Here is a 12,397-nt window from a genome sequence, read left to right on the forward strand (position 1 = left end):
TTTTATGAATGTTTCAAGTCACAGATTCATTTCTCGGATTTGAACTTTTGAAGTGTGGAATCGTCAGTCTGAAACATGTTATAATATGTCTATTCAAATTCTACAAGAGTAAGAGGTATATGTTATGAATAAATTAAAAATCATGGGGATACTCAACATCACACCTGATTCTTTCAGTGATGGCGGTAAATATCGTGATACAGAAAGTGCTGTGACACGGGCACGTGAAATGGTCGCTGAAGGTGTGGATATCATCGATGTAGGCGGCTATTCGACACGTCCGGCGGGATATACAGAGATTTCTGAGCAGGAAGAGATAGACCGGGTAAAACCTGTGATAGAGGCGATTAAAGATTTCGGTGTTGATATTTCTATAGATACATTCCGCTCGAATGTGGCAAGAGCTGCAATGGAGGCAGGGGCGACGATGATCAATGATCAGTGGAGAGGGACTTACGATGAGGCGATTCTCGATGTGGCTGCTGAATTCAATGCACCCATCTTTTTGATGCATAACAATGCTCATGGCACTTATGAAGATGTCGTCGAAGATATGATCAGAGAACTACAGGAGTCTGCCGATCTTGCCCTTCAGCACGGGGTAAAAAAAGAAAATATATGGCTTGACCCCGGTATCGGTTTTGTCAAGACACGTCAGGAAGAGCTTGAAGTCATGAGGCGTCTCGATGAACTGGTCGGAGTCGGTTATCCGGTTCTTTTGGCAACCAGCCGCAAGCGGATGATCAAGGAACTCATAGAAGGTGAATCAAAAGCGGACGAGAGAGACACGGCAACGGCCGCCACAACGATTTACGGCATGGAAAAAGGGGTCAGGGCAGTGCGTGTCCACAATATAGGAATCAACCGGGGACTTGCAGATGCCTACGTCAAACTACAGGAAGATTTAGATGGATAATATTAAAATAAACGGCATTAAAACATATGCTTATCATGGGGCGCTGGATGCTGAGCGGGTATTGGGACAGTATTTCATCACTGATGTTACTATGTACCTGGACTTGAAGCGGGCCGGCACCGATGACGATCTGGAAGCGACCGTTCATTACGGAGAAGCTTATCAGCTGGTCGAAGATATTATAAAAGGCGAGCCTGTAAATCTGATTGAACACCTTGCAGAAAAAGTATCGCAGTCACTGTTTGACCAGTATGGTAAAATACAAGAAGTAGAAGTTACGATCACAAAACCGAGCCCGCCGATAGACGGGCACTATGATAATGTGAGTATTACTCTGAATAGAAAGCGGGAGAGCTAATGGCAAATGTTTATCTTGGCCTGGGCAGTAACTTAGGAGATCGCAAAGAAAACCTGGAAAAATCGATCGCGGCACTTAACAATTTTGACGATATTACAGTGACGAAACGGTCGTCCATTCTGGAAACAGAACCTTACGGCAAGACAGATCAGCCTGAATTTATGAATATGTGTGTGGAAATAGAAACGCGCCTGTCTCCACTCAGCCTTCTTGAAACGGTGCTCGGAATAGAGCATTCTTTAGGAAGAGTCAGAGAAGAAGTATGGGGACCGAGAATTATAGATATAGATATTCTACTTTATGAAGATTTGGAGCTGGAGCTTGATGATCTGTCCATCCCTCATAAAGAGATGCATCTGCGCAGCTTCGTGTTGGAACCTCTTTCAGAAATTGCACCGAATGCAAAGCATCCGACATCCGGCAAGTTGGTAATCGAGCTTAAAGAAGATTTGGAAAGAGGCGAATAACATCTTTAAAATTGGTGATGTAGAGATTGAAAACCGAGTCGTTCTTGCACCGATGGCAGGTATCAGCAACGCAGCATTCAGATTGACGGTCAAAGAATTCGGTGCAGGGCTTGTGTGCGCTGAAATGATCAGCGATAAAGCACTTTTATTCGGTAATGAGAAAACGATGAAAATGTTGTACATTGATGAAAATGAAAGACCGATGTCGCTTCAGATATCCGGCGGAGAAAAAGACACGCTGGTCGAAGCGGCTAAATATGTGGACCAGAATACAACAGCTGATATCATTGATATCAATATGGGGTGCCCGGTATCCAAAATCATCCGGTGTGAAGCGGGTGCAAAATGGCTGCTTGATCCCGACAAGATTTATGACATGGTAAAAGCTGTGGTGGACAATGTGTCGAAGCCTGTGACCGTCAAGATGAGAATCGGCTGGGATGAAGACCATATCTATGCAGTTGAAAATGCAAAGATGGCGGAAAAGGCAGGCGCCTCCGCAATCAGTATGCACGGCCGTACGCGCGTCCAGCTGTATGAAGGCGAAGCGGACTGGGATATCATCCGCCAGGTAAAAGAAGCGGTTAGTATTCCGGTAATAGGGAATGGCGATGTAACCAGTCCTGAACTTGCTTTGAAAATGCTGGATGAAACAGGTGTGGATGCCGTAATGATTGGCAGAGAGGCCCTCGGAAATCCGTGGATAATTTATAGAACCGTTCATTATCTGGAAACAGGTGAACTGATTGATGAGCCTGGTTTTGAAGAGAAGCTTGAAGTCATGAAACTTCACATGGACAGGCTGATCGACCTGAAGGGTGAAAAAATCGCTGTTTTGGAAATGAGAAAACATGCTTCATGGTACTTAAAAGGTATTAAAGGCAACGGTACAACCCGTAAATTGATCAACCAGGCACAGACCAGAAACGAAGTGGCTGAGATTGTAGATGATTTTGCTGAAGAATTAAAAAATAAACAGGGAAAATTGACAGTTTAATATACTTAAGGAGTGTTTATAGTTGACTGAAGAAATGAATGACCAGGTGAGTGTCAGAAGAGAGAAAATGCAGCAGTTGATCGATCTTGGTATCGATCCTTTTGGTGCGAAGTTTGAGCGTACAGCGTATTCTGATGAACTTATAAGAAACTGGGATGAATTTTCCAAAGATGAATTGGAACAAAAAGAAAATGAATCTGAGACAGTCATTGCTGGCCGTCTGATGACTAAGCGCGGAAAAGGTAAAGCAGGCTTTGCCCATATCCAGGATATTAACGGCCAGATACAGATTTATGTAAGGAAAGACCAGATTGGTGAAGAAGATTTTGATAACTTGTGGAAACAGGCTGACCTTGGAGATATTGTCGGCGTTACAGGTGTAATGTTCAAGACAAATACCGGAGAACTTTCTGTCAAAGCGAGCGAATTCAAAATCCTGACGAAAGCACTCCGCCCTCTGCCGGACAAGTATCATGGGCTGAAGGATATAGAAGAGCGTTACCGTAAACGTTACCTGGATTTAATCACCAGCGAAGACTCAAAAGGCACATTCATAAAGCGCAGCCGTATCATTCAGGAAATGCGTAATTATTTAAATGAAAGAGGCTTTCTGGAAGTGGAAACGCCTATGATGCATATGATCGCGGGCGGTGCTCAGGCAAAACCGTTCGTCACTCATCATAATGCACTGGATGTCGAACTGTTCATGCGTATCGCTATTGAATTACACCTGAAAAGACTGATCGTCGGCGGACTTGAAAAAGTTTACGAAATCGGCCGTGTATTCAGGAACGAAGGTGTCTCGACACGTCACAACCCTGAATTTACAATGATTGAACTGTATGAAGCTTATGCGGATTACAATGACATCATGGATCTGACTGAAAACCTGATTGCGTATATTGCTGAAAAAGTGACAGGGAATTCTACAATTAAATACGGTGAACAGGAAATAGAGCTGGGCACAGGCTGGAAACGCGTGCATATGGTTGACCTGGTTAAAGAAGAAACAGGTGTGGACTTCTATGAAGTAAAAACTGATGAAGAAGCGCATGCGCTCGCCAAAGAGCATGGCATCGACGTTAAGCCGACTATGCAGTATGGCCATATTCTGAATGAATTCTTCGAACAAAAAGTGGAAGAGACTCTGATGCAGCCGACATTTGTATACGGTCATCCTATTGAAATCTCACCACTGGCAAAACAAAATCCTGATGATTCACGTTTCACAGACCGTTTCGAGTTATTTATCGTTGGACGTGAGCACGCGAATGCGTTCACGGAGCTGAATGATCCGATTGATCAAAGGAACCGTTTTGAATCCCAGGTTGCAGAAAAAGAAGCCGGCAACGATGAAGCGCATGATATGGATGAGGACTTCCTTGAGGCTCTGGAATATGGTATGCCACCGACAGGCGGACTTGGAATCGGTGTAGACAGACTCGTTATGCTGCTCACAGATTCAGCGAGTATCCGAGATGTACTGTTATTCCCATATATGAAACAGAAGTAATGAAATAAATAAGGTGATGCAAAGCCCGATAATTGTCGGGCTTTGCATTTTTTATGCATGAAAACGCATTCATTTCTATTAGGGGTTTATTTATATGCGATTTGATGTATAATTACAATCATTATGAATTTCGGGAGTGGTACATATGAATCTTGGATTATCAAAGAACTCTAAACGCATAGTCATAAAAATCGGTACAAACTCAATAATGAAATCGATAGACAAAATCAATTATCATAAAATCGACCGACTCGCTTATGTCTGTTCTACACTCAGGCAGCAGGGGCATGACGTTATTCTTGTGGCTTCGGGAGCTGTAGGGGCTGGGGCATGTACGCTCAATATGGATTCATATCCAGACAGCATTGCAGAAAAACAGGCACTGGCTTCTGTGGGACAGGGTGTCCTAATGAATTTATACAGCCGTTTCTTTCAACATTACGACCAGCACGTTGGACAAATATTGATGACGAGAGATATCGTCAGCTATCCGAACGCATATGAAAATTGTCAGACGACCATCAATTCACTGCTTAGAAATAAAATCATTCCAATTATTAATGAAAACGATGCAGTCTCCGTTGATGAATCCGGACGCAGATCGAAGTTTGGTGAGAATGATACTCTGGCTGCAGTCGTTACTGAAGTGACAGAGGCAGATATGTTAATCATTTTAAGTGATATAGAAGGTCTGTTCGATTCGAACCCGCATACTGAGGCGGACGCAAAACTCATTCCCTATGTGAGTGAAATCAGTGATGAAATACTTGCTATGGCAGGCGGAGCCGGTTCGGTATTTTCAACCGGAGGTATGGAAACAAAACTGAACGCAGCAAAACGTGTGATGGATAATGACCAGGCCATGGTCATTGCTTCTGCAGAAAATCCGAATATCATATTTGACATTGTCGATGGCGAAGAAGTCGGCACTCTGTTCAAAAAAGAGCAGCCGGAATTATTAATACAGGGGGATGATTGATTATGAACGAAAATACAATGACACAAAATGTTGTGCTTGAACAGCTTGGGAAAAATGCGAAACAGTCGGCGAAAGTTTTAAGGAGATTACCGGCCGGAGATAAAAATGAGGGACTGCTTGCGATGGCGGAGGCACTTAAAGATAACCATGAAAAGATTTTAAATGCGAATGCACAGGATATTAAAAACGGACAGGATAATGGTTTGACCGAGGCATTGGTGGAAAGACTGACATTGAATGAAGAGAGACTAGAAGGTATGGCAGGCGGACTGGTTAAAATGGCCGGCCTTGAAGATCCAACGACTAAAAGTGACGGACAATGGGTGAATGAAGTCGGGCTTTCAATCAGTAAAAAAAGAGTGCCGCTCGGTGTTATCGGCATCATATATGAATCGCGTCCGAATGTTACTGCAGATGCTTCCGGTCTTTGCTTAAAAGCAGGAAATACTGTAATTTTGCGTGGTGGAAAAGAAGCGATGAACAGTAACAAAGCGATTGTGGAAGTGCTTCAGAGCGGTTTGTCAAAAACGAATGTACCACAGGACAGCATCCAGCTCATCACAGATCCATCCAGAGAGCTTGCAGCAGAGTTCATGCAGTTCAATGAAGGTGTGGACTGTCTCATACCAAGAGGCGGTGCAGGATTGATCCAGGCGGTGCTGAAGCAGGCGACAGTACCGGTTATTGAAACAGGCACGGGCAACTGTCATATGTACGTTCATGAATCAGCGGATATCGACATGGCAAAATCGATACTCGTTAATGCAAAAACACACAGAGTGTCCGTATGTAATGCCTTGGAAACTTTATTGGTGGATAAAAGTACAGCTGCTGAAGTATTGCCTGAACTGGCAGAAGCTCTAGATGCTGCAGGAGTGACTATACATGGTGATGAAGCCGTCTGTGATTTAGTTGAGAATGCTGTCCCTGCTGAAGAGGCGGACTATACGGATGAGTACCTTGGATACGATATCGCAATCAAAGTCGTCGATGGTTACGACGGTGCAATCGACCATATAGAGAAATATTCTACAGGACATTCAGACGTCATTGTGGCAACAGATTATCAGGCTATACAGGACTTCCTGAACGATGTGGATTCCGCAGCGGTCTATGTTAACGCATCAACGCGTTTCTCGGATGGGGAAATGTTTGGCTTTGGTGGCGAAATCGGCATCAGTACACAGAAGCTTCATGCCAGAGGGCCGATGGGATTAGAAGCATTGACGAGTTACAAATATGTTGTGGAGGGCTCCGGTCAGATCAGAGAATAGTGATTGAAAAAATTTGTGCAGGTGAAGTGAACGCTTTGCCGATGTGTGAATTTTTCATGCATTCTTTACGGTTGGAATACACAGCGTTTACCTCATTACAAGGTGGACAGAAGCTCTTTATTTACAATAGCTTTAAAGTGCATCGTTTCAATATATTTTATAAACGTGATATTTTAACAGTATAAGAATTGAAAGGGGATGAGTAAATGACTGCAGAAAAGATTTTTCCTCAAGGAGAACAAAAGACGGATAATTTTACAGGTGAAGTCTATCATACTGTACTTTTCAAGGAGGATGAGCCTCTCAATACTCCGATAGCGAATGTGACTTTTAAGCCGGGCGGCAAAACGAAGTGGCATTCCCACGAAGTCGGCCAGGTGCTGTTGGTCACCCACGGTGAAGGGTGGTATCAGGAAGAGGGGAAGGAACCTGAAACCATCAAAACGGGTGATGTTATCAATATCGCTAAAGATGTCGTTCACTGGCACGGTGCGAAAAAAGACAGTGAAATGGTCCACCTGGCAATGACGGTGGGTGCGATAGACTGGATGGACCCTGTGGAAGATACTGAGATATAGGAAGAAAGACAGGCTGCCGCCTGTCTTTTTTTATTCAGAAACTGTCTGGTCATAGTGACTTTGGAAGTTCTGTGCGAGCTGGTCGACCATCAAATGTTTAAAGGTGGCGATCGTCTGTTGCATTAACTTCAGACCATCTTCTTTCTGATTGGTCTTATAAAGATAAAGTCCGTGCAAATAAATTGAAACGTTCCGTTCATAAAGCAGATACTGATCCATTTCGAGCAGCTCATTGAGTTTGACTTGGAACGTCCGGCTCCTGTCCGTTTCATCATTCTCAAGCAGCGTGAGTATGACGTTGATCAATGTCTGTATAGTAATGACGCGGTGTTTTTTAATTTCCTGGTAGTATTTCGTATTATTGATCATTTCATTTGTCAAAGTCACTAAAGTATTTGTATTGAACAGCGAAATGGAATTGGCAAAAAGAACAATTTCATAGTGACACCATATGTCCACTTCAAGAAGGTGATCAATCAGCTTTTCTTCCATTTCAGGTTCCCTGGTCATTTCATTGGTCAAATCCTTCAAGAGTGCAGATAACATAATTGCATTCAGTTCAAAAAACCTAATGTTTTTCTGGTTGTATTTTTCAAGCTGTTCATCTCTCAGTTCGGTTATCCGGTCGGCTTCATTTTTTATGTAATATTCCTTCATTGTCACTATGAGCTGTTCAAACTCACTCAGCTCAAATTCCTTTTCGGCATGAAAAAATTCCTCAATCGTTATATTCAGCTTATCTAATATCACTAATAACTTATTGATTGTTATCTCGCTTACCCCGCGTTCAAATTTTGATAATTGAGCGATGGAAAGATCGGTGTCACAAACTTCTTTCATGGTCAGGTTTCTCGACTGTCTGAATTCTCTGATGAGCATACCAATAGATTGATTCGACATATGCATTCTCCTAAAATAAGCTATTGTTATTAAATATTATAAATAAAAACAACCCGAAAAGGAAAGTATTTCACTTTTTTATTTTCATATATGAAAATTTTTAAGGAGTTGACTGAATATGTAGTATAATAAAATTATTAGCAAAGGGGGAGATACAATGAGAAAAAGAATTGTTACTTTAATGATTTTGGCAGTAGCAGGCATCCTCACAATTGTTGGTGAAAAAAGTCTTCCGATCGACACGATAGCGCAATTTATTTAAGTTTATAAGGTATTTAAGCAGAATACTTTATATAGATTGGCACCCATAAGCAAGTAGAATCACTTTTAGCTGAAGGATTCTACTTGCTTTCCCTTTTTACACTTTTTAATGTTAAGGTTTTGTTGACATTGTAATGAATTTTGTATTATTATTAATAGGCAGTCAACAATTAGTGTGAAGGAGAATTAGCTCAGCTGGGAGAGCATCTGCCTTACAAGCAGAGGGTCGGCGGTTCGAACCCGTCATTCTCCATTTAAATAATTTATTATAAGCGGAAGTAGTTCAGTGGTAGAACACCACCTTGCCAAGGTGGGGGTCGCGGGTTCGAATCCCGTCTTCCGCTCCATTTCTATTAAGCGGTTATACCGTTTTATTTTTTTGAAAACATTTAACTGAAATTACGGGAAGTAGCTCAGCTTGGTAGAGCACTTGGTTTGGGACCAAGGGGTCGCAGGTTCGAATCCTGTCTTCCCGATTTTAAGCCGCGGGTGTGGCGGAATTGGCAGACGCGCTAGAATCAGGATCTAGTGTCTTAACGACATGGGGGTTCAAGTCCCTTCACCCGCATCGTTTATATTCTATATTGGGGGCTTAGCTCAGCTGGGAGAGCGCCTGCCTTGCACGCAGGAGGTCAGCGGTTCGATCCCGCTAGTCTCCATTTTTTATTTTTTAAAACTACATTTACATAGCCGGGGCCTATAGCTCAGCTGGTTAGAGCGCACGCCTGATAAGCGTGAGGTCGGTGGTTCGAGTCCACTTAGGCCCACTTCTAAAACACATGGAATGTATTCCATGTGTTTTTATTTTGTCTTTTTTATTCATATATTTCTTTTAGGAATTCATCCAAAGTCTCAATGATATCTTCTGTACTTTCCTCGCCGATGCCCACAATGACTGAATCATTAAAAAGATTTTTCACTGAGTAATGATTTTTACTGATCAATCGGTGATTCTCGATTAAATCAGTCAAATCTCTGCCCGGGCATTTCAGTACAAAATGCATTCCGGTATGGTCACCTTCCACATCAACAGCAGGATAGGCTTTATCCAGCCACTCTATGATATCCTGCATCTTTTTGGAGTAGATTTTCCGGACTCTGTTGATATGTCGGTTCAGATATCCATCTGAAATATATCTGGCAACAATATGCTGCATCTGCCTTGAAACGTTGCAGGATAATTTTGCTGAATAATATTTTTCAGAGAGTGCTTTCGGGAGAACCATGACCGAGAGTCTGAGAGATGGGTACAGAGATTTTGAAAATGTACTCATATATATCGTCCGATCATTTTGGTCCAGGCCCTGCAGGGAAGGTAAGGGCTTGCCGGTATATCTGAATTCACTGTCATAATCATCCTCAATGACGTATACATCATTCTCCAGGGCATAGTTCAACAGCTGAATGCGTTTTTTCAAAGACAGTACAACGCCGCTCGGGAACTGGTGGGAGGGTGTAATATGGACGACAGGATTTTTATTGCTGATGACATCATTCAGATTGATGCCGTCTCCGTCTACACGCGCTATATCACGTGTGAGCTTTAAATGTGAAATCACTTTTTTTACGACTGGGTATCCTGGATTTTCTATCGTCATCTTCGGGTAATCGAGTAAAAATAAAACCTGCTGCAGCAGAAACTCTGTCGATGGACCAATAAATATCTGATCAATGGAGCAGGATACACCACGGTTGAATTGAAGATAATCCGAGATGGCTTCCCGCAGCTCATGCTCACCGCTGTTCTCTCCGGGGTTAAGCAGATCATCCTGATCGAATACTTCTTTTGAAATCTGTTTTATGACGTCTCTTTGCACAATGGAAGTATCAATTGTACCGAGTGCGAGTTTAAATTTTTTCTGACTGGGTTTTACTATATGAGGAATTTTCTTCGGCGTCGTTTTGAGCAGATCAATTTCGGAGACGTAGAAACCGCTCTTTTCCACACTGTAGACCAGGTCTTCATCGAGGAGCTGATCATAGGCGCGTTCGACGGTAGTCATACTGATGTTCAAATCCATTTTAAGCTGTCTTTTACTCGGCAGCTTATCGTTGTTTTTAATTTCACCTTTTAAAATCTGGTTTTTGATTTCCTGGTAAAGCTGTTCATATAAGCTCTGTCCACTTTTGGCATCCAATTTTATGTACATGATCTGACCCCTATATTATTTGGTAATCTGACACTTTTTAAGAGTCAGTTAATCAACTAGAATATATCATAAGATAATAATTTAAGAAAGAGGGATGCAAGATGAACCAGGATAAACTGGCAATGCCTTATAAAGGTGTAATTATGGATGTAATCAATGCAGAACAGGCGAAGATAGCAGAGGCTGCAGGTGCAGTCGCTGTAATGGCACTCGAACGTGTGCCGTCTGATATTCGCGCAGCAGGCGGTGTCGCCCGTGCGGCGGATCCGCGTATTATAGAAGAGGTGGTGGGTGCGGTCTCCATTCCGGTAATGGCGAAGTGCCGTATCGGGCATATTTCTGAAGCACGTGTACTTGAGGCGATGGGTGTCGACTTCATTGATGAATCAGAAGTTTTAACGCCTGCAGATGAAGAGTATCATCTGATGAAATCCGGCTACGGAGTGCCGTTTGTCTGCGGTTGTCGTGACCTTGGTGAGGCTGCGCGCCGTATCGGTGAGGGTTCAAGAATGCTCCGCACCAAAGGAGAACCGGGTACAGGCAATATTGTCGAAGCGGTGAGACATATCAGGAAAGTGAACCAGCAGGTGAAGCAGATTACAGTTTTAAGTGATGATGAACTGATGACATTTGCTAAAGACCTCGGGGCACCGTATGATGTTCTGAAAGAGATTAAGGAACTGGGAGAGCTGCCGGTGGTCAATTACGCAGCAGGCGGTGTAGCAACCCCTCAGGATGCAGCATTGATGATGGAACTCGGTGCTGACGGAGTATTTGTAGGGTCCGGAGTTTTCAAATCTGAACAGCCTGAGAAATTCGCAAGAGCAATCGTTCAGGCGACTGAGAATTATCAGGATTATAAATTGATTGGAGAGCTTGCGAAAGAACTTGGCACGCCGATGTCCGGTATTGACGTACGCACACTTTCTGAGAGTGAAAGAATGCAGGATCGCGGATGGTAATCAAAAAAATGCACTCAACAATTTTTTGTTGAGTGCATTTTATAATATTATTCTGAAGTGACATTGTCGATGAATTCTGTGTTGATCAGGCCTTCTATGTCATCATTTGACATGTAATCTGCTTCATAGCTGATTGTTGCCATTTCCTGAAGTACGTCTTCGTCCAATTCATACGTCGGATAGAGACGTTCGCTTGCTTCAAGCGTTTCTTCTACACTCAGCTCGCTGCCTGTGATTTCAGTAATGTGATCTACGAAAATATTGACTGCTTCTTCTCTGTTATCTTCTATGAACTCGATTGCCCTTGTATGGGCACGCAGGTAACCTTCAGTCAGTTCAGGGTTTGCTTCTGTAAAGGCGTTTCTTGCTGTGACTACTGTCATCGTGGAATCTGCACCCCAGCCAAATTCATCTTCATCCAGAAGTATATCTGCATTCGTCTGATTTTCTAAAAACACGCCCCAAGGTTCTTGAGTAGCAGCAGCAGCCACATCGCCCTGCAGGAATAATGTTGAAGTATCCGCAGGTGCCTGAGGATTCAGGCTGACAGTGCCGCCGGAATCATCAATGTCGAGGCCTTCTTCGTGAAGTGCTTTTCTGAGCATGATGTCCTGTGTGGAGCCGATTGTCGGCACAGCAACGCTTTTACCATCCAGATCTGCAACAGCTTCAATGCCTGAATCTTCCGCTGTTGCAAGTACGGCGCCGCCGTTAACTGCACCTGCAATGATTGAATGTGCAGGGTTTCTCATATATGTCGTCGTTGCCGGAGAAGGTCCGACAGTTCCGATATCGAACTCTTCAGTCGACATTGCTTCCATGAAAGCACTGCCGTTAGGGAATGTCATCGTATCGATTGCAATGTCTTCACCGAATTCTTCTTCAAAGTATCCATTTTGTAAAGCGACAACAGTAGAGATGTGCGTCAAGTTCGGGAAGTAGCCGATTCTTACCTCTTCAGCAGCTTCCTCTGAATTATTACATCCTGCAACGACAGCAAGAGAAAGTGCGATAATGCCCAATATAATCTTTTTCATGTGTA

General features: G+C 43.1%; 12 protein-coding genes and 6 tRNA genes. 15 read left to right on the plus strand and 3 right to left on the minus strand.

The features are described 5' to 3' along the window. The first annotated feature begins 124 nt into the window (after positions 1-124). The 8 genes from folP to BO48_RS04360 all read left to right on the plus strand — a co-directional run bounded on the left by folP (position 125) and on the right by BO48_RS04360 (position 7,082). Complete coding sequence (gene folP / locus BO48_RS04325; RefSeq protein ID WP_496366193.1) at positions 125-916, plus strand: dihydropteroate synthase; 792 nt, start codon at positions 125-127, stop codon at positions 914-916. Next, entirely contained in the window at positions 909-1,274 is a 366-nt protein-coding gene (gene folB / locus BO48_RS04330) for a dihydroneopterin aldolase (protein ID WP_496366194.1), read from the plus strand. Before folP ends, folB begins: the two co-directional genes overlap by 8 nt. Further along, the gene (gene folK, locus BO48_RS04335; protein ID WP_496366195.1) at positions 1,274-1,741 is read left to right on the plus strand and encodes a 2-amino-4-hydroxy-6-hydroxymethyldihydropteridine diphosphokinase; all 468 of its coding nucleotides are present in this window, start codon (positions 1,274-1,276) and stop codon (positions 1,739-1,741) included. The genes folB and folK overlap by 1 nt, the downstream gene beginning before the upstream one ends. Before the next feature lies 1 nt (position 1,742). Next, the gene (gene dusB, locus BO48_RS04340; RefSeq protein WP_496366424.1) at positions 1,743-2,738 is read left to right on the plus strand and encodes a tRNA dihydrouridine synthase DusB; all 996 of its coding nucleotides are present in this window, start codon (positions 1,743-1,745) and stop codon (positions 2,736-2,738) included. A gap of 22 nt (positions 2,739-2,760) precedes the next feature. After that, positions 2,761-4,251, plus strand: a complete 1,491-nt coding sequence (lysS, locus tag BO48_RS04345) for a lysine--tRNA ligase (RefSeq protein WP_496366196.1) — start codon at positions 2,761-2,763, stop codon at positions 4,249-4,251. Positions 4,252-4,396: 145 nt separating this feature from the next. Continuing rightward, on the plus strand, positions 4,397-5,230 hold the full coding sequence (proB, locus tag BO48_RS04350; RefSeq protein ID WP_496366197.1) for a glutamate 5-kinase: 834 nt from the start codon (positions 4,397-4,399) through the stop codon (positions 5,228-5,230). A 2-nt stretch (positions 5,231-5,232) separates the two neighbouring features. Then, a complete protein-coding gene (locus BO48_RS04355; RefSeq protein WP_496366198.1) occupies positions 5,233-6,504 on the plus strand; it encodes a glutamate-5-semialdehyde dehydrogenase in 1,272 nt (423 codons plus the stop codon). Between the two features lie 206 nt (positions 6,505-6,710). Beyond that, positions 6,711-7,082, plus strand: coding sequence for a cupin domain-containing protein (locus BO48_RS04360; protein ID WP_496366199.1), 372 nt, complete (start codon positions 6,711-6,713; stop codon positions 7,080-7,082). 30 nt (positions 7,083-7,112) lie between these two features. Here BO48_RS04360 and BO48_RS04365 read toward each other — a convergent pair whose 3' ends face one another. Beyond that, a complete protein-coding gene (locus BO48_RS04365; protein ID WP_496366200.1) occupies positions 7,113-7,982 on the minus strand; it encodes a helix-turn-helix domain-containing protein in 870 nt (289 codons plus the stop codon). A 441-nt stretch (positions 7,983-8,423) separates the two neighbouring features. Here BO48_RS04365 and BO48_RS04370 point away from each other — a divergent pair. From BO48_RS04370 to BO48_RS04395, 6 genes are all read left to right on the plus strand, one after another. Beyond that, a tRNA-Val gene (locus BO48_RS04370) sits at positions 8,424-8,496 on the plus strand. A gap of 19 nt (positions 8,497-8,515) precedes the next feature. Next, positions 8,516-8,590: transfer RNA gene (locus BO48_RS04375), tRNA-Gly, on the plus strand. Between the two features lie 55 nt (positions 8,591-8,645). Beyond that, positions 8,646-8,719: transfer RNA gene (locus tag BO48_RS04380), tRNA-Pro, on the plus strand. Between the two features lie 9 nt (positions 8,720-8,728). Further along, a tRNA-Leu gene (locus BO48_RS04385) sits at positions 8,729-8,811 on the plus strand. Between the two features lie 18 nt (positions 8,812-8,829). Continuing rightward, positions 8,830-8,902 (plus strand) — tRNA-Ala (locus BO48_RS04390). Positions 8,903-8,936: 34 nt separating this feature from the next. After that, a tRNA-Ile gene (locus tag BO48_RS04395) sits at positions 8,937-9,010 on the plus strand. Positions 9,011-9,058: 48 nt separating this feature from the next. Here BO48_RS04395 and pdxR read toward each other — a convergent pair. Further along, on the minus strand, positions 9,059-10,393 hold the full coding sequence (gene pdxR / locus BO48_RS04400) for a MocR-like pyridoxine biosynthesis transcription factor PdxR (RefSeq protein ID WP_496366201.1): 1,335 nt from the start codon (positions 10,391-10,393) through the stop codon (positions 9,059-9,061). 101 nt (positions 10,394-10,494) lie between these two features. On the opposite strand from pdxR, the gene pdxS reads away from it, so the two are divergent. Next, positions 10,495-11,355 (plus strand): pyridoxal 5'-phosphate synthase lyase subunit PdxS, encoded by an 861-nt coding sequence (gene pdxS, locus BO48_RS04405; RefSeq protein WP_496366202.1) that lies wholly within the window; start codon positions 10,495-10,497, stop codon positions 11,353-11,355. A 47-nt stretch (positions 11,356-11,402) separates the two neighbouring features. Here the strand turns inward: pdxS and BO48_RS04410 are convergent, their stop codons facing one another. Then, entirely contained in the window at positions 11,403-12,392 is a 990-nt protein-coding gene (locus BO48_RS04410; protein ID WP_496366203.1) for an ABC transporter substrate-binding protein, read from the minus strand. Positions 12,393-12,397 lie beyond the last annotated feature (5 nt).

Source organism: Lacicoccus kunmingensis DSM 17847, from assembly GCF_059568765.1.